General features: G+C 62.0%; 26 protein-coding genes. 21 read left to right on the top strand and 5 right to left on the bottom strand.

The genetic code is table 11. The features are described from left to right. The first annotated feature begins 48 nt into the window (after positions 1–48). The 14 genes from AC07VH_RS09970 (at position 49) to AC07VH_RS09905 (ending at position 11,058) form a co-directional block, all read left to right on the top strand. The gene (locus AC07VH_RS09970) at positions 49–1,083 is read left to right on the top strand and encodes a fumarylacetoacetate hydrolase family protein (protein WP_494787362.1); all 1,035 of its coding nucleotides are present in this window, start codon (positions 49–51) and stop codon (positions 1,081–1,083) included. A gap of 14 nt (positions 1,084–1,097) precedes the next feature. After that, complete coding sequence (maiA, locus tag AC07VH_RS09965) at positions 1,098–1,748, top strand: maleylacetoacetate isomerase (RefSeq protein ID WP_494787361.1); 651 nt, start codon at positions 1,098–1,100, stop codon at positions 1,746–1,748. Between the two features lie 140 nt (positions 1,749–1,888). Continuing rightward, positions 1,889–2,668 (top strand): uracil-DNA glycosylase family protein, encoded by a 780-nt coding sequence (locus AC07VH_RS09960; protein WP_494787360.1) that lies wholly within the window; start codon positions 1,889–1,891, stop codon positions 2,666–2,668. 38 nt (positions 2,669–2,706) lie between these two features. After that, entirely contained in the window at positions 2,707–3,258 is a 552-nt protein-coding gene (gene ybiA / locus AC07VH_RS09955) for a riboflavin biosynthesis intermediates N-glycosidase (RefSeq protein ID WP_070288780.1), read from the top strand. Between the two features lie 189 nt (positions 3,259–3,447). After that, a complete protein-coding gene (gene iscR, locus AC07VH_RS09950; RefSeq protein ID WP_034779566.1) occupies positions 3,448–3,924 on the top strand; it encodes a Fe-S cluster assembly transcriptional regulator IscR in 477 nt (158 codons plus the stop codon). A 40-nt stretch (positions 3,925–3,964) separates the two neighbouring features. Next, on the top strand, positions 3,965–5,221 hold the full coding sequence (locus tag AC07VH_RS09945) for an IscS subfamily cysteine desulfurase (RefSeq protein WP_070311292.1): 1,257 nt from the start codon (positions 3,965–3,967) through the stop codon (positions 5,219–5,221). A gap of 55 nt (positions 5,222–5,276) precedes the next feature. Further along, on the top strand, positions 5,277–5,666 hold the full coding sequence (gene iscU / locus AC07VH_RS09940) for a Fe-S cluster assembly scaffold IscU (RefSeq protein ID WP_034779562.1): 390 nt from the start codon (positions 5,277–5,279) through the stop codon (positions 5,664–5,666). 51 nt (positions 5,667–5,717) lie between these two features. Continuing rightward, positions 5,718–6,038 carry an iron-sulfur cluster assembly protein IscA gene (iscA, locus tag AC07VH_RS09935; RefSeq protein WP_034750079.1) on the top strand — a complete coding sequence of 107 codons (321 nt, stop codon included), beginning with the start codon at positions 5,718–5,720 and terminating at the stop codon, positions 6,036–6,038. Between the two features lie 66 nt (positions 6,039–6,104). After that, a complete protein-coding gene (gene hscB, locus AC07VH_RS09930; RefSeq protein ID WP_494787359.1) occupies positions 6,105–6,620 on the top strand; it encodes a Fe-S protein assembly co-chaperone HscB in 516 nt (171 codons plus the stop codon). A gap of 108 nt (positions 6,621–6,728) precedes the next feature. Continuing rightward, entirely contained in the window at positions 6,729–8,609 is a 1,881-nt protein-coding gene (hscA, locus tag AC07VH_RS09925; protein ID WP_494787358.1) for a Fe-S protein assembly chaperone HscA, read from the top strand. A 71-nt stretch (positions 8,610–8,680) separates the two neighbouring features. Then, the gene (gene fdx / locus AC07VH_RS09920) at positions 8,681–9,022 is read left to right on the top strand and encodes an ISC system 2Fe-2S type ferredoxin (protein WP_034750070.1); all 342 of its coding nucleotides are present in this window, start codon (positions 8,681–8,683) and stop codon (positions 9,020–9,022) included. 1 nt (position 9,023) lies between these two features. Next, a complete protein-coding gene (iscX, locus tag AC07VH_RS09915) occupies positions 9,024–9,218 on the top strand; it encodes a Fe-S cluster assembly protein IscX (protein WP_070288776.1) in 195 nt (64 codons plus the stop codon). Then, positions 9,205–10,122, top strand: a complete 918-nt coding sequence (locus AC07VH_RS09910) for a class I SAM-dependent methyltransferase (protein ID WP_070311301.1) — start codon at positions 9,205–9,207, stop codon at positions 10,120–10,122. Before iscX ends, AC07VH_RS09910 begins: the two co-directional genes overlap by 14 nt. 177 nt (positions 10,123–10,299) lie before the next feature. Further along, complete coding sequence (locus AC07VH_RS09905) at positions 10,300–11,058, top strand: rRNA pseudouridine synthase (protein WP_494787357.1); 759 nt, start codon at positions 10,300–10,302, stop codon at positions 11,056–11,058. 87 nt (positions 11,059–11,145) lie between these two features. Here AC07VH_RS09905 and AC07VH_RS09900 read toward each other — a convergent pair whose 3' ends face one another. From AC07VH_RS09900 to AC07VH_RS09880, 5 genes are all read right to left on the bottom strand, one after another. Continuing rightward, positions 11,146–11,622, bottom strand: coding sequence for a group III truncated hemoglobin (locus AC07VH_RS09900; RefSeq protein ID WP_494787356.1), 477 nt, complete (start codon positions 11,620–11,622; stop codon positions 11,146–11,148). A 63-nt stretch (positions 11,623–11,685) separates the two neighbouring features. Beyond that, positions 11,686–12,222 carry an RDD family protein gene (locus AC07VH_RS09895; RefSeq protein WP_489630299.1) on the bottom strand — a complete coding sequence of 179 codons (537 nt, stop codon included), beginning with the start codon at positions 12,220–12,222 and terminating at the stop codon, positions 11,686–11,688. After that, a complete protein-coding gene (locus AC07VH_RS09890; protein ID WP_494787355.1) occupies positions 12,212–12,982 on the bottom strand; it encodes a DUF3106 domain-containing protein in 771 nt (256 codons plus the stop codon). The genes AC07VH_RS09895 and AC07VH_RS09890 overlap by 11 nt, the downstream gene beginning before the upstream one ends. Continuing rightward, complete coding sequence (locus AC07VH_RS09885; protein ID WP_475415401.1) at positions 12,982–13,386, bottom strand: DUF3619 family protein; 405 nt, start codon at positions 13,384–13,386, stop codon at positions 12,982–12,984. The genes AC07VH_RS09890 and AC07VH_RS09885 overlap by 1 nt, the downstream gene beginning before the upstream one ends. Next, entirely contained in the window at positions 13,383–13,952 is a 570-nt protein-coding gene (locus AC07VH_RS09880; RefSeq protein ID WP_034779551.1) for an RNA polymerase sigma factor, read from the bottom strand. Before AC07VH_RS09880 ends, AC07VH_RS09885 begins: the two co-directional genes overlap by 4 nt. A gap of 495 nt (positions 13,953–14,447) precedes the next feature. Between AC07VH_RS09880 and AC07VH_RS09875 the strand changes: the two genes are divergently transcribed. The 7 genes from AC07VH_RS09875 (at position 14,448) to AC07VH_RS09845 (ending at position 21,570) form a co-directional block, all read left to right on the top strand. Further along, positions 14,448–16,178 (top strand): acetolactate synthase 3 catalytic subunit, encoded by a 1,731-nt coding sequence (locus AC07VH_RS09875; protein ID WP_475415399.1) that lies wholly within the window; start codon positions 14,448–14,450, stop codon positions 16,176–16,178. Position 16,179: 1 nt separating this feature from the next. Further along, a complete protein-coding gene (gene ilvN, locus AC07VH_RS09870) occupies positions 16,180–16,671 on the top strand; it encodes an acetolactate synthase small subunit (RefSeq protein WP_010399754.1) in 492 nt (163 codons plus the stop codon). A gap of 75 nt (positions 16,672–16,746) precedes the next feature. After that, entirely contained in the window at positions 16,747–17,763 is a 1,017-nt protein-coding gene (gene ilvC, locus AC07VH_RS09865) for a ketol-acid reductoisomerase (protein WP_034750044.1), read from the top strand. 111 nt (positions 17,764–17,874) lie between these two features. After that, on the top strand, positions 17,875–18,324 hold the full coding sequence (locus AC07VH_RS09860; RefSeq protein ID WP_494787354.1) for a hypothetical protein: 450 nt from the start codon (positions 17,875–17,877) through the stop codon (positions 18,322–18,324). A 194-nt stretch (positions 18,325–18,518) separates the two neighbouring features. After that, positions 18,519–19,727, top strand: a complete 1,209-nt coding sequence (locus AC07VH_RS09855) for an MFS transporter (RefSeq protein WP_494787353.1) — start codon at positions 18,519–18,521, stop codon at positions 19,725–19,727. Between the two features lie 206 nt (positions 19,728–19,933). Continuing rightward, positions 19,934–20,701, top strand: coding sequence for an SIMPL domain-containing protein (locus tag AC07VH_RS09850; RefSeq protein WP_494787352.1), 768 nt, complete (start codon positions 19,934–19,936; stop codon positions 20,699–20,701). Between the two features lie 113 nt (positions 20,702–20,814). After that, complete coding sequence (locus tag AC07VH_RS09845; protein WP_494787351.1) at positions 20,815–21,570, top strand: SIMPL domain-containing protein; 756 nt, start codon at positions 20,815–20,817, stop codon at positions 21,568–21,570. Positions 21,571–21,626 lie beyond the last annotated feature (56 nt).

The raw sequence follows: 21,626 nt of genomic DNA, 5'->3' as shown, positions 1-21,626 counted from the left end.
CGCACACGGCATCCATCTGAACCCTACGCCTAACAAGGAACACACTCCATGAAACTCGCAACCCTGAAAAACGGCAGCCGCGACGGCGCCCTGATCCTCGTCAGCCGCGACCTGCGCCAGTACCAGCGCGTGGCTGCCATCGCTCCCACCCTGCAGGCGGCGCTCGACAACTGGGACGCCGTGGCGCCGAAGCTGGAACAAGCCTACGCCGACCTGAACGCGGGCCGGGCGCCGGACGCGCAGCCGTTTGACGCCAATCTGTGCCACTCGCCGCTGCCGCGCGCCTACCAGTGGGCCGACGGTTCCGCCTACATCAACCACGTGGAACTGGTGCGCAAGGCGCGCAACGCGGAAGTGCCGGCCTCGTTCTACACGGACCCGCTGATGTACCAGGGCGGCTCCGACAGCTTCATCGGCCCGCGCGATCCCATCTTCGCCCTGTCGGAAGAGTGGGGCATCGACCTGGAAGCGGAAGTGGCCGTCATCACGGGCGACGTGGCCATGGGCGCCGGCGTGGACGACGCGGCGCGAGCGATCCGCCTGGTGATGCTGGTCAACGATGTCTCCTTGCGCAACCTGATCCCGGGCGAACTGGCCAAGGGCTTCGGTTTCTTCCAGTCGAAGGCGGCCAGCGCGTTTTCGCCCGTCGCCGTCACGCCCGATGAACTGGGGGCCGACTGGGCGGACAGCAAATTGCACCTGCCGCTGCTGGTGGACCTGAACGACAAGCCGTTCGGTAAACCAAATGCGGGCGAAGACATGACCTTCAATTTTGCGCAGCTCGTCGCCCATGCGGCGAAGACGCGCGAACTGGGCGCCGGCAGCATCGTCGGCTCGGGCACCGTGTCGAACAAGCAGGGCAACCTGTTCGGTTCCAGCATCGAGAACGGCGGCGTGGGTTACTGCTGCCTGGCCGAAGTGCGCATGTATGAAACCATCGAACATGGCGCGCCCAAGACGGCGTACCTGAAGTTCGGCGACACGGTGCGCATCGAAATGCGCGACGCGGCCGGCGCCAGCATCTTCGGCAGCATCGAGCAGGCGGTCGCGCTGTATGTTGGCAACAGCGCCGGCCGCGCCTGAGGGGAGGGCGCCCCATGAAGCTGTACACCTATTTCCGCAGTTCGGCCGCCTACCGCGTGCGCATCGCCCTCAATTTGAAGGGCATCGCCTACGACAGCATCCCGGTGCACCTGCTGCAGGACGGCGGCCAGCAGCTGCTGCCGGCCTACCGCGCCGTCAATCCGTCGGCGCTGGTGCCGGCGCTCGATGACGAGGGCGCCATCCTGACGCAGTCGCTGGCCATGCTCGAGTATCTCGACGAGACGCGGCCAGCCGTGCCGCTGCTGCCTGCGGATGCGCTGGGACGCGCCCGCGTGCGCGCGCTGGCGCTGGCGATCGCCTGCGACGCCCATCCGCTGACGAATCTGCGCGTGCTGAAATACCTGAAAAACACCCTGGGGCTCTCGGACGAGGCCAAGCAGGAATGGTACCGCCACTGGATGGCCGAGGGACTGGCGGCCGTGGAAGCGCTGCTGGCGCAGGGCGACCCGGCCGGAGCGGGCCTGTTCTGCCATGGCGACAGCCCGACGATGGCCGACTGCTGCCTGGTGCCGCAGGTATTCAATGCGCAGCGCTTCGCCATCGACCTGGCGCCGTACCCGCGCGTGGCGCGCATCCATGCGCATTGCGCCGGCTTGCCGGCCTTTGCCGCCGCCCATCCGTCGCAGCAGCCTGACGCCGAGTAAGTTTGCGCCGCATCAAACGTAAGCCGCCCCGGTCAGCATGCAGACCGGGGCTTTTTTATGCGGAATTGATTTTGGGCAGTCAATACCCGCTTGCCGGTAGGCTACAATTTGCGTTTGCCCAAATATTTTACTGACGCGCCATGACCGCAACAACCGTTCCTGCCAGCATCACCGATGCCCTGTCCCTGGCGCACGCTTCCTGGCGTCCCATCCTGCTGCGCGGCTTGCAGGCCGTGATGGCGGCCGATCCCGCCTACCTGCCGGCGCTGGCCGCCGACGATTACCTGCCCACGCAGGGCCGGCTGTTCGCCGCCTTTGCCCTGCCGCTGGCGCAGGTGCGCTACGTGCTGGTGGGCGAGGGACCGTATCCGCGCGCCGACAGCGCCACGGGCGTGTGCTTCATGGATGGCGCCGTCGGCAGCCTGTGGTCGGCGACGGGCCTGTCGAAGCCCGTCAACCGCGCCACCTCCCTGCGCAACTTCATGAAGATGCTGCTGGTGGCCGATGGCCAACTGCTGGGCGGAGATACTTCCGGCGTGGCCATGGCGCCCGTGGCGGCGGCCGCGCTGCAAGCCGGCAGCGGCGTCATCCAGACCCTGCCCGACTTGCAGCGCAAGATGACGGAGCAGGGTTTCTTGTTGCTCAACGCGGCGCTGGTATTCCGTGCCCACGTGCCGCCCGTGCAGGATGCGCGCGGCTGGCTGCCCTTCCTGCAGGTGGTGCTGGAAGCGCTGGCGCAGCAGGGCGGGGCGGCCTTGCCGCAACTGGTCTTGTGGGGCAAGATTGCCGAGCTCATCAAACGCTTGCCGGTGGCCGCAGCCTTGCCGCAGGTGACGGCGGAACATCCGTATAATCTGTCCTTTATCGGCAACAGCGACATGCAGGCCCTGTTTGGCCCGATGCAGCTGTTGCGTGCTTGAGCTTGAATCATCGCCTGTCTGGCGGAAGTGCGGGGAATATGCAAATCAGTAACGTGGAAGAATTGAAGGCGTGGATCGCGGCGGGTGGCGAGCCCGACTATCTGTATTTCTGGGGCCACACGCCGGCGCAGCCGCAGGTGCCCGACAAAAGCTGCTTCAGCCAGTGGTTTCCCTCGCCATTCAGCCTGGCCGGCGTGACGTACGCCACGGCCGAGCACTACATGATGGCGCAAAAGGCGGCCCTGTTTGGCGACACGGCCGTGCAGGCGCGCATCGTGGCGGCCGCACGGCCGTCGGAAGTCAAGAAGCTGGGGCGCGAAGTGGCCAATTTTGACGCCAGGGTGTGGGAGGCGGCGCGCGCGGGCATCGTCTTCGATGGCAACTTTGCCAAGTTCTCGCAAAAAGCCGCGCTGCGCAAGTTCTTGCTGGGCACGGGCGAGCGCGTCATCGTCGAAGCGAGCCCCGTCGACCGCATCTGGGGCGTGGGCCTGGCGTCGGACAATCCGCGCATCGGCGATCCGGCCCGCTGGGACGGCTTGAACCTGCTGGGGTTTGAGTTAATGAAAGTACGTAGCGCTCTGCGTGCCTGAGCAGTATTGTTGTTTTCCTGATGCCGCCGCGCCTGGCGCGGCCGGCCATGCCCCTTCCAGCCCTGTGGTCATCGAGGGGCGCTCTGACAAACCCCGCCGAATTTGTTATACTTGACTAAATCATTCAACTACTCGGGGTTTGAGAAGTTGAAAAACCGCAATATTTTAAACCAGTTGACCAGAGGATGTATGCGTCTGACTACAAAAGGCCGTTTTGCCGTGACAGCGATGATCGATCTTGCCCTGCGCCAGGGCAAGGGACCGGTCACCTTGTCCGGCATCAGCCAGCGCCAGTCGATTTCCCTGTCCTACCTGGAGCAGCTGTTCGGCAAGCTGCGCCGGCATGAGATCGTCGAATCGATCCGCGGTCCCGGCGGCGGCTACAGCCTGGCGCGCCGTGCCGACAAGGTGACGGTGGCCGACATCATCATCGCCGTCGACGAGCCGCTCGATGCCACGCAGTGCGGCGGCAAGGAACATTGCCACGGCGCCGACGCGGCCACGGGGGCGCGCTGCATGACGCATGAATTGTGGTCCACGCTCAACGAAAAAATGGTCGATTATCTGGATTCTGTGTCCTTGCAGGACCTGGTCGACCAGCAGAGACAAAAGATTGCCGAACAAAGCGTGATGGTGATGCACCGTAACCACGCCGCCCTCGGTTGAACATAACAAAATACCAAGTTGCTGATTGCAGGAGTTATTGATGAACGCCCCAGAAAAAAACGTAGGCCAAGTGCACTTTGAAACCGCACCGCATTTCCCGATCTACATGGATTACTCGGCCACCACGCCGATCGATCCACGCGTCGCCGACAAGATGATTCCCTACCTGCGCGAGCAGTTCGGCAATCCGGCCTCGCGCAGCCACATGTACGGCTGGACGGCGGAAAAAGCCGTGGAAGAGGCACGCGGCCACGTGGCGGCCCTGGTGAACGCCGATCCGCGCGAAATCATCTGGACCTCCGGCGCGACGGAAAGCAACAACCTGGCCATCAAGGGCGCGGCGCAGTTCTACAAGACCAAGGGCAAGCACATCATCACCGTCAAGACCGAGCATAAATCGGTGCTCGACACGGTGCGCGAACTGGAACGCATCGGCTTCGAAGCGACGTACCTGGAACCGCAGGACAACGGCCTGATCACCGTCGAGCAGCTGGCCGCGGCCGTGCGCCCGGACACCATCCTCGTGTCGGTGATGCTGGTGAACAACGAAATCGGCGTGATCCAGCCGATCGACGAGATCGGCGTATTCTGCCGCTCGAAAGGCATCATCTTCCATTGCGACGCCGCGCAAGCGACGGGCAAGGTCGTCATCGACCTGCAAAAGACCAAGGTCGACCTGATGACCTTCACGGCGCACAAAACCTACGGCCCGAAAGGCGTGGGCGCTCTGTACGTGTGCCGCAAGCCGCGCGTGCGCCTGGAAGCGCAGATGCACGGCGGCGGCCATGAGCGCGGCCTGCGCTCGGGCACCCTGCCGACGCACCAGATCGTCGGCATGGGCGAGAGCTTTCGCATCGCCAAGGAAGAGATGGACAGCGAAATCGGCCGCATCAAGGCTTTGCGCGACCGCCTGGCCAAGGGCCTGCAAGAGATCGAAGAAGTCTACATCAACGGCGACATGGATCACCGCGTGCCGCACAACCTGAACGTGAGCTTCAACTACGTCGAAGGCGAGTCGCTGATCATGGCGATCAAGGATATCGCCGTGTCGTCCGGTTCGGCCTGCACCTCGGCCAGCCTGGAACCATCGTACGTGCTGCGCGCCCTGGGCCGCAGCGACGAACTGGCGCACAGCTCGATCCGCTTCACCATCGGCCGCTTCTCGACCGAGGAAGACATCGACTTCGCCGTGAACCTGCTGAAATCGAAAGTACACAAGCTGCGCGAACTGTCGCCGCTGTGGGACATGTTTAAAGATGGCATTGACATCAATTCCATCCAATGGGCAGCCCACTAACCAACACCGTGGCCCCTGTTGACGGGGCCGGCAAGAATATTTAAGGAGCATCAAAATGGCTTACTCGGACAAAGTACTCGATCACTACGAAAACCCGCGCAACGTGGGCGCTTTCGACAAGGGTGATGAAACCATCGGCACCGGCATGGTGGGCGCGCCTGCCTGCGGCGACGTGATGAAACTGCAGATCAAGGTCGGCGCCGACGGCCTGATCGAAGATGCGAAATTCAAGACCTACGGCTGCGGTTCGGCCATCGCATCGAGCTCGCTGGTGACCGAATGGGTCAAGGGCAAGACCCTGGACCAGGCGCTGGCCATCAAGAATACGCAGATCGCCGAAGAACTGGCCCTGCCGCCAGTGAAGATCCACTGCTCCATCCTGGCGGAAGACGCCATCAAGGCGGCAGTATTGGACTACCAGACCCGCCATCCGGCTGCGGCCTAAGTTTGCATCCTGCCCGGCGCCGCAAGGCGCGGGGCGGGCGCGGAGAAATACATGATCACACTGACCGAAAAAGCGGCGAAACACATCAACCGTTATATCGAACGGCGCGGCAAGGGCATGGGCCTGCGCTTCGGCGTGCGCACCACGGGCTGCTCGGGCCTGGCCTACAAGCTCGAATATGTCGATGAAGCGGCGGCCGAAGACAGCGTCTTCGAATCGCACGGCGTGAAAGTCTTCGTCGATCCGAAAAGCCTGCCTTACATCGACGGCACGGAACTCGATTTCGCGCGCGAAGGCTTGAACGAAGGCTTCAAGTTCCACAATCCGAACGAAAAAGACGCCTGCGGCTGCGGCGAGTCCTTCAGGATTTAAACAGCTGGCAAGACCCCGGTCGGTGCGCTGTACCCATCGATTGCGGTACAGCGACCACTGACAATTATGCAAAACCACTTCGAATTATTCCAGTTGCCGGCGCAGTTCGGGCTCGACATGAGCGCGCTCGACGCGGCCTACCGCGACGTGCAGGGCAAGGTCCACCCGGACCGTTTCATCAACGCCAGCAGCGCCGAGAAGCGCGTGGCGATGCAATGGGCCACGCGCGCCAATGAAGCCTATCAAACCCTGAAAAGCCCGCAAAAGCGCGCGCAATACCTGTGCGAACTGAATGGCGTCGATCTGCAGACGGAATCGAACACGGCCATGCCCGTCAGCTTCCTGATGCAGCAGATGGAATGGCGCGAGGAACTGGGCGATGCGCGCGCGGGCAAGGATGCCGAGGCGCTCGACGCCCTGGACCGCCAGCTGCGCGGCGAACGCAAGGCCCTGCTGGCCCAGGTGGCGGCCCAGCTCGATGGCGGCGACTATGTGAATGCCGCGCAAAGCGTGCGCGCCCTGATGTTCCTCGACAAATTCGGCGAGGAAGTCCGTTTTGCCTATGAGGCGATCGAGGTTTGATCGCCGGATAGCTTGACCGGCGTGCCAAGCGCCAGTCTGGCGCGCGTCTTATAATGCGCACCAGGCATCAGCTGCATCACGCAAAAAATTAATCGAGGCACGAATACAATGGCACTTCTGCAAATTTCCGAACCAGGCATGTCGACCGCGCCGCACCAGCACCGTCTGGCCGTCGGCATCGACCTTGGCACCACCAATTCCCTGGTCGCGACCGTGCGCAACAGCATTCCCGAGGTACTCAACGACGAAGAAGGGCACTCCCTGCTGCCCTCCGTCGTGCGCTACCTGCCGAACGGCCACGCCAACATCGGCTACAAGGCCCTGGCCGCACAGACCACCGACCCGAAGAACACCATCGTCTCCGTCAAGCGCTTCATGGGCCGCGGCCTGGCCGACATCGCCTACGCGGAAAACCTGCCCTACGATTTCCAGGATACGCCTGGCATGGTGCAGCTGAAAACCGTGGCCGGCGTGAAAAGCCCCGTCGAAGTGTCGGCGCAAATCCTCGCCACCCTGCGCCAGCGCGCGGAAGACTCCCTCGGTGACGACCTGGTGGGCGCCGTGATTACCGTACCAGCGTATTTCGACGATGCGCAGCGTCAGGCGACGAAAGATGCGGCCCAGCTGGCCGGTATCAATGTCTTGCGCCTGCTGAGCGAGCCGACGGCCGCCGCCATCGCGTACGGCCTCGATAACGCGTCCGAAGGCGTGTACGCCGTGTACGACCTGGGCGGCGGCACCTTCGATATCTCGATCCTGAAGCTGAGCAAGGGCGTCTTCGAAGTGCTGTCCACGGGCGGCGACTCGGCCCTGGGCGGCGATGATTTCGACCGCCGCCTGTTCTGCTGGATCAGCGAACACGCCAAGCTGGCGCCGCTGTCGGACGAAGACACGGCCATCCTGATGGTGAAGGCGCGCGAGATCAAGGAACTGCTGTCGACCAAGCCGGAAACGACGATCGACGCCAAGCTGAACTCGGGCGAAGAAATCCACCTGCGCATCACGGCGGCCGACTTTGCCGCCATGACGCAGCATCTGGTGGCCAAGACCATGAACGCCATCAAGAAAGCCCTGCGCGACGCGAACGTGGATGCGGACGACGTCGACGGCGTGGTGATGGTGGGCGGCGCCACGCGCATGCCGCACGTGCAGCGCGCCGTGAGCGAATTCTTCCACACGACGCCGCACGCGAATATCGACCCCGATAAGGTGGTGGCGCTGGGCGCGGCCATCCAGGCGAACTTGCTGGCAGGTAACCGTGCCGCCGGCGACGACTGGCTGCTGCTGGACGTCATTCCGCTGTCGCTCGGTATCGAAACCATGGGCGGTCTGGTGGAAAAGATCATCCCGCGCAACTCGACCATACCATGCGCGCGCGCCCAGGAATTCACGACATTTAAAGATGGCCAGACGGCCCTGGCCGTGCACGTGCTGCAGGGCGAGCGCGAACTGGTCAGCGATTGCCGTTCCTTGGCGCGCTTTGAATTGCGCGGCATTCCGCCGATGGTGGCGGGCGCCGCGCGCATCCGCATCACCTACCAGGTCGATGCGGACGGCTTGCTGTCCGTCTCGGCGCGCGAATTGCGCTCGGGCGTGGAAGCGTCGATCAGCGTCAAGCCCGCGTACGGCCTGGGCGACGACGACATCGCCCGCATGCTGCAGGATTCCTACACCTCGGCCGACACCGACATGGTGGCGCGCGCGCTGCGCGAAGAGCAGGTGGAAGCGGAACGCATCCTGCTGGCCACGCAGTCGGCGCTGGACGAAGACGGCGGCTTGCTCGACGACGCCGAACGCGCGCAAGTCGATGACCTGATGAACAAGGTGCGCGACGCTATTACCCAATCGCAAAGCGGCGCCATCGACCACCAGGCCTTGAAGCTGGCGATCGAAGCGCTGGCCGACGGCACCGAGGATTTCGCCTCGCGCCGCATGGACCGCAGCGTACGCACGGCGCTGACCGGCAAAACGCTGGATCAGGTCGTATAAAACTAATTGAACAGCGCGCCGCAGGCACTCGCCGCGGCCGCGCCCCGAATGACAGACTGAAAGAAGAAACCATGCCACAAATCGTTATCCTGCCGCACGCCAAGCTTTGCCCGGACGGCGCCGTCATCGAAGCCCCGGCCGGCAAGTCCATCTGCGACATCCTGCTGGAAAACGACATCGACATCGAGCACGCCTGCGAAAAATCGTGCGCCTGCACCACCTGCCACGTACTGGTGCGCGAAGGCATCGAATCCCTGAACGAAGCGACTGAACTGGAAGAAGATATGCTGGACAAGGCCTGGGGCCTGGAAGCCGTGTCGCGCCTGTCGTGCCAGTCCATCGTGGCCGAGGCCGACCTCGTCGTCGAAATCCCGAAATACACGATCAACCAGGTCAGCGAAGGCAGTCACTAAGATGAAATGGTCCGACATACACGCGATCGCCGAGGCGTTGTTCGACGCGCATCCGGACATCGACCCGCTGACCGTGCGATTCACCGACCTGCACAACTGGGTGGTGGAACTGGACGGCTTCGACGATGACCACACGCGCGGCGGCGAAAAAGTGCTCGAAGCGATACAGATGGCGTGGATCGATGAAGCGCGCTAAGGGCGCGGCGCCCGCCGCCACCGCAGCCGCTGCGCCGAAAGACGTCATCACGGCCGCCAGCAACATGCCCGAGATCAAGGATGGCCAGTCGGTCGCCTTGCTGCAGGAATTGCACATCCTGACGCGCGACGGCAAGATGAACCAGGACAGCCGCCGCAAGCTCAAGCAGGTGTACCACCTGACGCAATTCATCGAGCCGCTGCTGCGCGAAGTGCAGCTCGACCATCCCGGCGTATCCTTGGTCGACCACGGCGCCGGCAAGTCCTACCTGGGCTTCATCCTGTACGACCTGTTCTTCAAGAACGGCAACGACGGTTCGCACATCTACGGCATCGAGACGCGCGAAGAGCTGGTGCAGCGTTCGCAAGAGCTGGCGAAGAAGTTCAAGTTCCCCGGCATGTCGTTTTTACCCCTGTCCGTGGCCGAATCGACGGAATCGAACTTGCTGCCGCAGCAGATCGACATCGTCACGGCCTTGCATGCGTGCAACACGGCCACCGATGACGCCATCCACTTCGCCCTGAAGAAAAAGGCGAAGTTCATGGTGCTGGTGCCATGTTGCCAGGCCGAAGTCGCTTCCGTCCTGAAGAAGAACAAGGGCAAGAGCCTGGGCAAGAACGTCTTGACGGAATTGTGGCGCCACCCGCTGCACACGCGCGAGTTCGGCAGCCAGATCACCAACGTGCTGCGCTGTCTGCAGCTGGAAGCGCACGGCTACCAGGTCAGCGTGACGGAACTGGTGGGCTGGGAGCATTCGATGAAGAATGAGCTGATCATCGCCAGCTACAAGAATCTGCCGCGCCAGCGTCCGACGGAGCGCCTGCAGGAAGTGCTGCAAACGCTGGGCCTGGAAGAGATGGGCCACCGTTTCTTTGCCGAGGAATTGGCCAAGGCGCAAGCCTGATTGTTGGCTTACGCGGCTAGCCGCTAAGCCAACCTACAAAACCGCACATGGTCAGGTAGGTCGGGTAGGTCGGATTAGCGCAGCGTAATCCGACAATCAGCAGCGCGCACCGCAAAAGAGGAGGAGCGGGTCGGTTATAATACCGGCTTTCTCCTCCTCTTGCTTTTGCGCCTCCCCATGACCACACCACACGAAATGCCCACCGTCCGCCTGGCCAAGCGCCTGTCCGAAGACGTGCCCTGCTCGCGCCGCGAGGCCGAGCTGTATATCGAGGGCGGCTGGGTCACGGTCGATGGCGTGCTGGTGGAGGAATCGGGCGCGCGCGTGGCGGATAATCAGGAAGTGGTGCTGTTGCCGAACGCCACCCTCGATGAAATGCCGCCCGTGACGATTCTGCTGCACAAGCCGGCCGGCATCCATGGCGGTATCGGCAGCGAGGGCAAACCCGCATTGAGCTGTTTGCGTCCCGAAGAGATTTTCACGCCGGAGAACGTGGCGCCCAGCTCCGTCACGCGTTTCCTCAAGCGCCATTTGATCGGCCTGACCATCACCAATCCGCTGGAAACCATGGCCTCGGGCTTGCTCGTGTTCACGCAGGATTTCCGCGTGGCCCGCAAGCTGGTCGATGAAGCGAAGACGGTGGAGCAGGAATTCATCGTGGAAGTGTCGGGCGCGATCGCTGAGAATGGCCTGGCGCTGCTGAATCACGGCCTGCCCTTCAATGGCAAGCCTTTGCCGCCGATCAAGGTGAGCTGGCAGAACGAGACGCGCCTGCGTTTCGCCCTGAAAAACGTGCAGCCGGGCCAGATCGCCCATATGTGCAAGATGGTGGGACTGGACGTCGTCGCCATGAAGCGCTTGCGCATCGGCCGCATCCCGATGGGCGCCATGCCCGTGGGTCAATGGCGTTACTTGCAGGGTTACGAGCGATTCTAGGAACGCCTGAGCAAACCTACTGCGCGTCGCTATTTGCGGCCTGCGATGCTCACTGTACTAGAGTACAGTTGCGCTTCTTAGCCACAACTAGCTTCCGCTCGCTACGGTTTTCTCAGGCGTCGTGAGGCTGGCTGTTTGCTGCGGGCTGCATTTGTTCGCGTGGTTTTCCGCAAAGCTTTTCCATAGCCGTTCGGCAATATTCAAGGCGATGGTGTCGGCCTTTTCTTGCAAGGCGGCATTGCCCATGTTTTCGGTGGTGGCGAAGAACAGGGTCAGCCAGCGGCGGAACATGCATGGCGTCAGGTTTTCCATGTTCGCGTGCTGGGCCAGCGGCTTGCCGTGGTAGCGCATGGTGCCGCGCAGCAAGCCAGACCAGAAATCGACCAATGTTGCCAGATGGGCGTCCCAATCCTTGACCTCGGCGGCAAAGATGGGACCCAGCATGGCGTCTTCGCGCGCGGCCGCATAAAAGGTATGGACGAGGTGCTTGACTTCGTCTTCGCTGCAGACTTCCTCGCGGTAGGGAGCGAAACGTGTGTGGGGGAGGGGGGCGGTATTATTCATGGCACGCCATGATCGCAGAGCCCCCGTAGCGCTTCAATGACGCAGGTCAAGCCGCATAAAAACTCAGGCGGCGACTTTCTTCGACTTTTTCGCGGGGGCCGGCAATTGCACGATCTGCGTGCCCGCCAGCTTGTCGTGCAGGAATTGTCCATTGCCCGTGAACAGGGCCGTGGCCGACCAGGCCAGGATGCCCGCGCCGATGGCGCCCAGCGCTGTCCAGTGCTGCAAGCCGAATGCATACGACACCAGCAGGGCCGGCAGCAACCACATCCATGACAGCATGTAGCGGTAGGCGGCCACCCGCAGCGGCACGTGGGCGTGGCCCGGCAGCACGACTTTCAGGCGCCACGTCTTCATGGCCAGGGTTTGCCCTTCGCGGCTCCATTGATGGATGAAATACGCGCCCATGACGAGGAAGGCCAGGCATTGGCGCATGTGTTCCGTCATGGGCGTATGCGCGCCCTGCACGGCCAGTTCAAACAGCAGGAAGGGTAAAAAGAGCACGGCCAGGGCCAGCAGCGACTCGTACACCATGGAAATCAGGCGGCGCTTGATCGTGGGATGGGAGGTGATGCTGGCGGCAGGCGTGCTATTTGACATTGGTTGGTAGTGGGGCTGGCGTAACAGGTGGCGTGACGGGCACGGTGGCGGGGACCGCGGCAGGATCCGTGAGCGGCACGGCCGCCGCTGGCGTGGCGGCTGGCGGCAGGACGGGCGCGGCGGCGGCAGGCGCTGGCGGCGTGGCGGGGAGCAGGATGGGGGCCGGCTTGCTCGTATTCGAATTGATCGCCGGCACCTTGCCCAGCGGTTTTTTCGGCACGAGTTCCGTCGCCAGCTTTTTCTTTTGATCTTCCGGCAATTGCTGGTACTGCTCCCATTGCGCGGTTTTTTGACCCGGATCGATCTTCTTCGTGCGCGTATAGTTTTCGCGCACGAGGCGGCGCTGTTCCGGCGTCAGCTTGATCCATTCGCGCATGCGTTCGTGCACGCGGATTTGCTCGTCGGGCGACATGGAGGCGAAGCGGCTGGCGATATCGAGCCATTTCTGCTTGCGCAAGGCTTCCAGCTTGTTCCACTCGCCCGCCAGCGGCTGCAGGGCTTCCTGCTGCGCGCGCGACAACTTGTTCCACGAGGGATTCTCGCCAGCCTTCGGTGGCGTGCCGCCCTTGCCGGCCGTGCGGGGTGAGCCGGGCTTGGCGGCTGAGGCCGGGGCCGGCGCCACCACGGGCGCCGCCGCCACGGGAGGCGCGGCGGGAGCGGGATGTTGCTGCGCGCCTACCCAGGCGGCGCCGGCCAGGGCGCAGGCGCCCAGGCCGATGCCGCCGGCCAGCCAGCCTTTGCGTACGCTCGTGCGTGCCATTATTGCTCGCGTTTCGTCAGGTAGGCGTTGAAGCCATGGTCCATGTACGCGGAGAGCGGCAATTCGTCGGACAGCACGGCGGCGTCGATTTCTGCCAGTTCGGCAATATGTTGTTCCTGCTCAAACTGATAGATGCCCACCAGGCCGCCGACCAGCAGCAGCAGGGGGATGATGACGCTCATGCGGCCCAGCCACGACAGCGGCTCGACGAACAGGCTGCTGGCCACGCCGGCGAACACATTCTGGCGCACGGTGACGGCGGCGGGCGCGTCCGCCTTCTTGCGCGACAGGGCCAGCTTGCGTGCCGCTGCCAGGCGATCGGTGGCCGATGCGGGCAGCTCGTCGAGTTTTTCGTTCAGTGCATGGCGCACTTTGTAAGCGAAATTGAGATCGTCGGTGTTCATAATTTAATTCCCTTGGCTTTCAGCGATTCGGCGAGCGTGTGGGTAGCTCTAGAGCAATGTGTTTTCACGCTACCTTCGGAGCAACCCATCGCTTCCGCTGTTTCAGCCACATCCATGTCCTGCCAATAACGCATGAGGAAGGCTTCGCGTTGACGTGAGGGCAGTTTTTGTACCTCTGCATCAATCAAATCAAGGATTTGCGCGCGTTCGACCTGGTCGGCCGACGATTCGGCGGCGCTGGAGCCCTGTTCCGATTCATAGGTGTCAAGTATATCAAAATCCTCATGTTCGTCGCCCGAGGGCTTCATGCCGGAAAACAGGCTGACCCAGGTGTTGCGAACTTTTTCGCGGCGAAAATAATCAAGGATGGTGTTCTGCAAGATGCGCTGGAACAGCATCGGCAGCTCGGCGGCCGGCTTGTCGCCGTATTTCTCGGCCAGCTTGATCATGGCATCCTGCACGATGTCGAGTGCCGATTCTTCCTTGCGGACCGCGTAGGCGGCCTGCTTGAAAGCGCGCCGCTCGACATTTTCTAGAAAGTCGGATAATTCTTTGTCTGTTGCCATGCGGTATGGGGATCTTAGCGGCTGCGGGGTGCGGTGGGCGAATGGGGGCGGGTATGCTTTTTGCAACCCCGTGCATGCTAGCAAAAAATGTGCGTTTCCGCAGGGTTTTTGCACGTTGTGCGGGCAAAAATGCAGCGAGGCCGACATTTTCCTTGACCATCATGGTGCAACGCGATAACGTATGGGACGCTTTGAACACCCCAAAGCCCTATGGTCAGGTCGCGACCGGCACACAAGGCCATCCGCGACAAGACGCGCTTTCATTTGTAGGCAGTTTGTTCTAACCCGCGCCACAAGCGCGAGCGGTTCGTACAGGCGCCACAGAAACTCCAGCCAAACGAGTTGCGTTAAGCGTTGTTTTGTAAGGTATCTATGGGTGCCCAAAGAAATTGCGTGACCGCATGAAAAGGGAAGCAGGAGCACTGTTGCGTTAGGCGTACCTCGTCAGGAAAGAACATCCGATCAATCTCCAATGGACCTTGAAAGGAATGTTTCATGAATACCGAAGCAACAGCAGGACCCATTACCGGCGCAGAAATTGTCGTGCGCTGTCTGGCTGAAGAGGGCGTCGAGCACGTCTTTGGATACCCGGGCGGAGCCGTACTCTACATCTACGACGCCATCTTCCAGCAAAACAAATTCCAGCATATCCTGGTACGCCACGAGCAGGCCGCGATCCACGCCGCCGATGCCTATTCGCGCAGCTCGAACAAGGTCGGTGTCGCCATCGTCACGTCCGGTCCGGGCGTCACGAATGCCGTCACGGGCCTGTCGACCGCCTACATGGACTCGATTCCCATGGTCGTGATCTCCGGCCAGGTGCCGAGCCACGCCATCGGGCAGGATGCGTTCCAGGAATGCGACACGGTCGGCATCACGCGCCCCGTCGTCAAACACAACTTCCTCGTCAAGGACGTCAAGGACCTGGCAGCGACGATCAAGAAAGCCTTCTTCATCGCCCGTACCGGCCGTCCGGGACCCGTGCTGGTCGATATCCCCAAGGATATCAGCATGCACAAATGCAACTTTGACTATCCGAAGGAAGTCGAGATGCGTTCCTACCGTCCCGTCGACAAGGGCCATTCGGGCCAGATCCGCAAGGCCGTGCAGCTGCTGCTGCAAGCCGAACGCCCGATGATCTACACGGGCGGCGGCGTCATCCTGGCAAATGCCTCGGCCGAGCTGAACAAGCTGGTCGACCGCCTGGGTTTCCCGTGCACCAACACCTTGATGGGTCTGGGCGGCTACCGCGCCTCGAGCGAGCAGTATGTCGGCATGCCCGGCATGCACGGCACCTATGAAGCGAACATGGCGATGCAGAACTGCGACGTGCTGATCGCCATCGGCGCCCGTTTCGATGACCGCGTGATCGGCAACCCGAAACATTTCGCCTCGCATCCGCGCAAGATCATCCACGTGGACATCGATCCATCGTCGATTTCCAAGCGCGTCAAGGTCGATATCCCCATCGTCGGCAATGTCAAGGATGTGCTGATCGAGTTCCTCGCGCAACTCGACGCGGCCGAAGCCAAGCCGAACGTCAATGCCTTGAGCAACTGGTGGAAGCAGATCGCCGAATGGCGTGGCCGCGAATGCCTGAAATACCCGACCTCGGACCTGGTCATCAAGCCGCAAGCGGTGGTGGAAAAAGTGTTCCAGATCACCAAGGGCGATGCCTTCATCACGTCCGACGTGGGCCAGCACCAGATGTGGGCCGCGCAATACTACGGCTTCGACAAGCCGCGCCGCTGGATCAATTCCGGCGGCCTGGGCACTATGGGTGTCGGCTTGCCGTACGCCATGGGCGTGCAGATGGCCAATCCGGACGCCACCGTTGCCTGCATCACGGGCGAAGGTTCGATCCAGATGTGCATCCAGGAACTCGCCACGTGCAAGCAGTATCACCTGACGCCGAAGATCATCATGCTCAACAACCGTTTCCTCGGCATGGTGCGCCAGTGGCAGGAAATCGATTACGGTTCGCGCTACTCCGAGTCGTACATGGATTCGCTGCCCGACTTCGAGAAGCTGGCGGAAGCGTATGGCCATGTGGGCATGAAAATTGAAAAACCGGGCGACGTCGACGGCGCCCTGAAAGAGGCGTTTGGCATGAAAGACAGGCTGGTATTCATGAACTTCATTACCGACCAGTCTGAAAACGTGTGGCCAATGGTGAAAGCCGGCAAGGGCCTGTCCGAAATGATGCTCGGTTCGGAGGATCTCTAATATGCGCCATATTATTTCTGTCTTGCTGGAAAACGAAGCGGGCGCCCTGTCGCGCGTGGTGGGCCTGTTCTCGGCACGCGGCTACAACATCGAAACATTGACGGTGGCGCCGACGGAAGACTCGACCCTGTCGCGCATGACCATCGTCACCAGCGGTTCGGATGACATCATCGAGCAGATCACCAAGCACCTCAACCGCCTCATCGAGGTAGTCAAGGTGGTGGACCTGACCGAAGGCCAGCATATCGAACGCGAGTTGATGCTGATCAAGGTCCGTGCCGTGGGCAAGGAGCGCGAGGAAATGAAGCGCACCGCCGATATCTTCCGTGGCCGCATCATCGATGTCACCGAAAAGACGTACACGATCGAACTGACCGGCAACAAGGTCAAGCTCGACGCGTTCATCGATTCGATCGACCGCGCCGCCATCCTGGAAACCGTCCGCACGGGCGGTTCCGGCATCGGCCGCGGCGAACGCATCCTCAAGGTATAAAAGTACACAGCAGCACTACGCGGCCCGCGGGCCGCATTTAAAACAACAACGCATCATCAAATTATAGGAAATACCATGAAAGTTTTTTACGACAAAGACGCTGACCTCTCCTTGATCAAAGGCAAAAACGTCGCCATCATCGGCTACGGTTCGCAAGGCCACGCGCACGCGCAAAACCTGAACGATTCGGGCGTCAACGTCACCGTCGGCCTGCGCAAGGGCGGCGCTTCGTGGACCAAGGTCGAACAAGCGGGCTTGAAAGTAGCGGAAGTCAACGACGCCGTGAAAGCGGCCGACGTCATCATGATCTTGCTGCCGGATGAAAACATCGCCCAGGTCTACAACGAAAACATCGCGCCGTTCGCCAAGCAAGGCGCCGTGCTGGCCTTCGCCCACGGCTTCAACGTGCATTACGGTCAAGTCGTGCCACGCGCCGACCTGGACGTGATCATGGTCGCGCCGAAAGCGCCGGGCCACACCGTGCGCGCCACCTACACCCAGGGCGGCGGCGTGCCCCACCTGATCGCCGTGTACCAGGACAAATCGGGCATCGCCCGCGATATCGCCCTGTCGTACGCCTCGGCCAACGGCGGCGGCCGTGCCGGCATCATCGAAACGAATTTCCGTGAAGAAACCGAAACCGACTTGTTCGGCGAACAAGCCGTGCTGTGCGGCGGCGCCGTGGAACTGATCAAGGCCGGCTTCGAAACCCTGACGGAAGCGGGCTACGCGCCTGAAATGGCGTACTTCGAGTGCCTGCACGAACTCAAGCTGATCGTCGACCTGATCTATGAAGGCGGCATCGCCAACATGAACTACTCGATCTCGAACAACGCCGAATACGGCGAATACGTGACCGGTCCTAAGGTCGTCACCTCGGCCACCAAGGATGCGATGCGTCAATGCCTGAAAGATATTCAAACGGGCGAATACGCGAAGAGCTTCATCCTGGAAAACAAGGCAGGCGCACCGACCCTGATCTCGCGCCGCCGTCTGACGTCCGAGCACCAGATCGAAGAAGTGGGCGCGAAACTGCGCGCCATGATGCCTTGGATCGCGAAGAACAAGATGGTCGACCAGTCGAAGAACTAAGCATTTACCGTTCTTTACAGGAAGCCGGCGCAAGCCGGCTTTTTTTGTGCGCAGGCGTTTGGCCGCCAACATCCGTTACAATCAGGCCCAGTCAACCATACCGTCAGCACCATGCTTGTTTTTTCTAAAGTTTTTGTAGGGAATCTTCATGCGGTCAAGCGTCCCGTCTCGGTTGCCATCAGCTGCTGGTTTCTGATCCTCAGCTCGTTGTTATCGCTGGCCTCGGCTTACCTTGGCCGCAACGATCCCGCCATGCTGGCCGGGATGGCGCATGGCGCGATTCCCGCGGAGGTGCAATACGCGATGATGCTCTTCAGCCTGGGCCTGACCCTGGTGACAGCGCTGGCCATGCTGCAAAGGCAGCGTGGCGCGCGCACCGTCTATCTGGTGTGGGGCGTGATCGACATTGCGTTCTGTCTGGCGACCTTGCCGCTGAAGATGAACGTCTTGCCTGGCGCGCTCATGTTCGCCGTCACCTGCGCCTTCCTGTACAGTCCGAAATCGAATGCCTGGTTTTCGCCGCGCAAGGCGGCCAATGATGCCTGCATGACGCCAGCTTGAGGTGCGCACGCTTTTGCTGCGTTTGCTTTACAATTCCGCCCTTCCTTTGCAGTTTCCTGTGGACTGCATCTGTTTCGGTATCTGCCGACCGCAACGCGCATCACCGCTTTTGTAGCACGCCAGGCGCTAGCTGATTAGCCGCTTGCGCAATCTGAAGGACCCCTATGACCGACCGTATTACCGCCACAGTGCCCATGCCGGGCACTGCAGACTCTTCCATTTCCGAACGACTTCCCGTGCTGGCCTTGCTGGCCCTGGCCATGACGGCGTTTCTCGCCCTCCTGTCGGAAACCTTGCCGGCCGGCTTGCTGCCGCAGATTGCCCGGGACCTCGGCATTTCCGAAGTCATGACGGGCCAGCTGGTCACCGTGTACGCCATCGGTTCCATATTGACGGCGATTCCCCTGACGGCGCTGACGAGCAGCTGGCGCCGGCGCAATGTCCTGTTGCTGGCCATCATCGGCTTTTTGATCTTCAATACGGCGACGGCCCTGGCGCCCAACTACCTCGTCGCCCTGGTGTCGCGCTTCGTGACGGGCATGGCCGCCGGTCTGGCCTGGGGCTTGATGGCCGGTTACGCGCGCCGCATGGTGAGCGTCGAGCAGCAGGGCAGGGCGATGGCCATCGCCATGATCGGCACGCCGCTGGCCCTGTCGCTGGGCGTGCCGCTGGGCACCCTGATGGGCGGCGTGCTGGGCTGGCGCAGCATCTTCGGCATCATGTCCGGCCTGGCCGTGGTGCTGGTCGCGTGGGTGTTGCTGGCCGTGCCCGATTATCCGGGGCAAAAGCAGGGCGAGCGTTTGTCAATCCGCCAGGTGTTCATGACGCCGGGCGTGCGGCCGATTCTGGCGGTGATCGTCGCCTGGATGCTGGCGCATAACATTTTATATACGTATATCGCACCGTTCCTGGCGCCGTCCGGCTTGCGCCCCCGCGTCGACCTGGTGCTGCTCGTGTATGGCGTCGGCTCGCTGGCCGGCATCTGGCTGGTCAGCCAGCTGATCGACCGTTGGCTGCGTCCGCTCGTGCTGGGATGCATCGCCGCCTTTGCCCTCGTGGTGGTCGCGCTGGGACTGGCGATGGACTCGCCGGCCGTGATCTATGTCAGCATGGCCATCTGGGGCATCACCTTTGGCGGCGCCGGCACCTTGCTGCAGACGGCGTCGGCGGACGCGGCCGGTGACGGCATGGACGTGGCGCAAGCGATGGTGGCGACCATCTGGAACGTGGCCATCGCGGGCGGCGGCCTGGCGGGCGGCATGCTGCTCGACGGCTATGGCGCGGCGTCGTTCCCCTGGGCCATGCTGGCCTTGCTGCTGGTGGCGTTGACCATCGCCTGGTGCGCGCACCGCCACAGTTTCAAGCCGGACCGGCGCAGCGGCGGCGCGGTGCTGGGCCACTAATAACATTGTTATTTTCAATAGCAGTGTATTGAAATGTGAGCAGATGTGACTGGCAAGCACATTTTGTGACGATTTGTTAATTTGCGCCACAGGAATGAATGAGGCGTTAGAATCTACACAGTTTGACAAGTTTCTCAGGCGAAAGGGATGGCAAAAGCATCCCTTTCGCGGGCTGTCAGCCACATTAACTACCTAGGAGTACCCCCATGACCGTGATGAAATCCGTCCTTGTTGCCGCCGCAGCCACCGTTGCCCTGAGCGCGCAAGCCCACGCACAAGCTCAAACCTTGCCGACCAACGGCACCCTGGTGGTGGTCCCCGCATTTGGCGAAGTCAAGCATGTCAATGACCAGGTGGTCGCTACCCTGGCCGTCGAAGAACAGGACAAGGACAAGGCCGCCGCCGCGTCGAGAGTCAACCAGAAGATGAACAAGGGTATCGCCATCGTCAAGCAGGCCGATCCGTCGGCGGCCCTGAAATCGTACGGCTACTACACCTATCCCGTGTACCCGGAAGAGCGTCCATTGCCGGCCGGCGCCGTGGCCAAGCCGCGTTTGCCGACGGCCTGGCGTGTCGGCCAGTACCTGGAAGTGACGACGGCCAACCTGGCGACTTTGCCAAAAACCGTGTCGGCGGCGCAAGGCGTGCTGACCCTGAATGGCTTGAATTTCGGCCTGAAGCCGGAAACCATCCGCTTGCTGGACGACCAGCGCATCGCCGCCACCTATAAAAACCTGAACGAGCGCGTGGCCGCCATCGCCAAGGCCATGGGCCGCAACGTGTCCGACGCCGTGCTCGATACGGTGGACTTCGAAGGTTCGGGCAACTACGCCACGGAAAGCCGTCCTGCTGCCGCGCCGATGATGATGCGCAGCGCCAAGATGGCCGAAGACAGCACCGTCGCCGAACCGAGCTTCGAGCCGGGCGAAACGACGCTCGACATGCGTGTCGTCGGCAAGGTCAAGTTCAAGTAAGCTGAAGTAGACTGACCAACGCGGGCAAATTTCCGCGTCAGCATGTTTTAAGATGATCATGGGGCTGTTGGCCCCATGGTTGTTTTTGCCCCATTATTTTCCAGGAGAACACCATGACCGTCATGAAATCGCTGCTGGCCGCAGCCGCCGCTGCCGTAGCCCTGGGCGCCCACGCCCAGACCTTGCCCACCGCCGGCACCCTCGTGGTGGTGCCGGCCAACGGCGAAGTGCTGCATGCGAACGACCAGGTGACCGTCACCCTGGCCATCGAAGAGCAGGACAAGGACAAGGCCGCCGCCGCCTCGCGCGTGAACCAGAAGATGAACCAGGGCACGGCCATCGTCAAGAAGGCCGACCCGCAAGCCGTGCTGAAGACCCAGGGATATTACACGTATGCCGTGTACCCGGAAACGGCGCCCCTGCCGCCGGGCGTCGCCGCCAAGCCAAGGGTGCCGACGGGCTGGCGCGTAGGCCAGTACCTGCAGGTAACGACGACGAACCTGGCCGCCTTGCCGAAAACCGTTTCCGCAGCGCAAGGCGTGCTGACCCTGAACCGCCTGAACTTCGGCCTGGCGCCTGCCACCGTGCGCAAGCTCGACGACCAGCGCATCGCCGCCGCGTACAAGAACCTCAACGAGCGCGTGGCCGCCATCGCCGGCGCCATGGGCCGCAACGTCAATGACGCCGTGATCGACACCATCGATTTCGAAGGTTCGGGCAACTATGCGCAGCGCGTCAACGTGGCAGGCGCGCGCGCCATGAGCGCCGATTCCATGGGCTATGGTGGCAGCCAGGTGGCCGAACCGAGCTTCGAACCGGGCGAAACGACCCTCAACATGGGCCTGGTGGCCAAGGTCAAGTTCAAATAAGGCTAGTATTGGTGTCAATATTGCCGGCTTGACGCCGCCGCGCTTTTCTTTGGCGG

It is taken from the genome of Janthinobacterium sp. GW821-FHT03C10 (assembly GCF_059420865.1).
The sequence above is the reverse complement of the archived record's forward strand: the minus strand, read 5'-3'. Positions and strand labels throughout refer to the sequence as shown.

What these genes read in the sequence shown, in the direction of transcription:
- AC07VH_RS09970 (WP_494787362.1), top strand. Translation starts at nt 49, where the DNA reads ATGAAACTCGCAACCCTGAAAAACGGCAGCCGCGACGGCGCCCTGATC.
- maiA (WP_494787361.1), top strand. Translation starts at nt 1,098, where the DNA reads ATGAAGCTGTACACCTATTTCCGCAGTTCGGCCGCCTACCGCGTGCGC.
- AC07VH_RS09960 (WP_494787360.1), top strand. Translation starts at nt 1,889, where the DNA reads ATGACCGCAACAACCGTTCCTGCCAGCATCACCGATGCCCTGTCCCTG.
- ybiA (WP_070288780.1), top strand. Translation starts at nt 2,707, where the DNA reads ATGCAAATCAGTAACGTGGAAGAATTGAAGGCGTGGATCGCGGCGGGT.
- iscR (WP_034779566.1), top strand. Translation starts at nt 3,448, where the DNA reads ATGCGTCTGACTACAAAAGGCCGTTTTGCCGTGACAGCGATGATCGAT.
- AC07VH_RS09945 (WP_070311292.1), top strand. Translation starts at nt 3,965, where the DNA reads ATGAACGCCCCAGAAAAAAACGTAGGCCAAGTGCACTTTGAAACCGCA.
- iscU (WP_034779562.1), top strand. Translation starts at nt 5,277, where the DNA reads ATGGCTTACTCGGACAAAGTACTCGATCACTACGAAAACCCGCGCAAC.
- iscA (WP_034750079.1), top strand. Translation starts at nt 5,718, where the DNA reads ATGATCACACTGACCGAAAAAGCGGCGAAACACATCAACCGTTATATC.
- hscB (WP_494787359.1), top strand. Translation starts at nt 6,105, where the DNA reads ATGCAAAACCACTTCGAATTATTCCAGTTGCCGGCGCAGTTCGGGCTC.
- hscA (WP_494787358.1), top strand. Translation starts at nt 6,729, where the DNA reads ATGGCACTTCTGCAAATTTCCGAACCAGGCATGTCGACCGCGCCGCAC.
- fdx (WP_034750070.1), top strand. Translation starts at nt 8,681, where the DNA reads ATGCCACAAATCGTTATCCTGCCGCACGCCAAGCTTTGCCCGGACGGC.
- iscX (WP_070288776.1), top strand. Translation starts at nt 9,024, where the DNA reads ATGAAATGGTCCGACATACACGCGATCGCCGAGGCGTTGTTCGACGCG.
- AC07VH_RS09910 (WP_070311301.1), top strand. Translation starts at nt 9,205, where the DNA reads ATGAAGCGCGCTAAGGGCGCGGCGCCCGCCGCCACCGCAGCCGCTGCG.
- AC07VH_RS09905 (WP_494787357.1), top strand. Translation starts at nt 10,300, where the DNA reads ATGACCACACCACACGAAATGCCCACCGTCCGCCTGGCCAAGCGCCTG.
- AC07VH_RS09900 (WP_494787356.1), bottom strand. Translation starts at nt 11,622, where the DNA reads ATGAATAATACCGCCCCCCTCCCCCACACACGTTTCGCTCCCTACCGC.
- AC07VH_RS09895 (WP_489630299.1), bottom strand. Translation starts at nt 12,222, where the DNA reads ATGTCAAATAGCACGCCTGCCGCCAGCATCACCTCCCATCCCACGATC.
- AC07VH_RS09890 (WP_494787355.1), bottom strand. Translation starts at nt 12,982, where the DNA reads ATGGCACGCACGAGCGTACGCAAAGGCTGGCTGGCCGGCGGCATCGGC.
- AC07VH_RS09885 (WP_475415401.1), bottom strand. Translation starts at nt 13,386, where the DNA reads ATGAACACCGACGATCTCAATTTCGCTTACAAAGTGCGCCATGCACTG.
- AC07VH_RS09880 (WP_034779551.1), bottom strand. Translation starts at nt 13,952, where the DNA reads ATGGCAACAGACAAAGAATTATCCGACTTTCTAGAAAATGTCGAGCGG.
- AC07VH_RS09875 (WP_475415399.1), top strand. Translation starts at nt 14,448, where the DNA reads ATGAATACCGAAGCAACAGCAGGACCCATTACCGGCGCAGAAATTGTC.
- ilvN (WP_010399754.1), top strand. Translation starts at nt 16,180, where the DNA reads ATGCGCCATATTATTTCTGTCTTGCTGGAAAACGAAGCGGGCGCCCTG.
- ilvC (WP_034750044.1), top strand. Translation starts at nt 16,747, where the DNA reads ATGAAAGTTTTTTACGACAAAGACGCTGACCTCTCCTTGATCAAAGGC.
- AC07VH_RS09860 (WP_494787354.1), top strand. Translation starts at nt 17,875, where the DNA reads ATGCTTGTTTTTTCTAAAGTTTTTGTAGGGAATCTTCATGCGGTCAAG.
- AC07VH_RS09855 (WP_494787353.1), top strand. Translation starts at nt 18,519, where the DNA reads ATGCCGGGCACTGCAGACTCTTCCATTTCCGAACGACTTCCCGTGCTG.
- AC07VH_RS09850 (WP_494787352.1), top strand. Translation starts at nt 19,934, where the DNA reads ATGACCGTGATGAAATCCGTCCTTGTTGCCGCCGCAGCCACCGTTGCC.
- AC07VH_RS09845 (WP_494787351.1), top strand. Translation starts at nt 20,815, where the DNA reads ATGACCGTCATGAAATCGCTGCTGGCCGCAGCCGCCGCTGCCGTAGCC.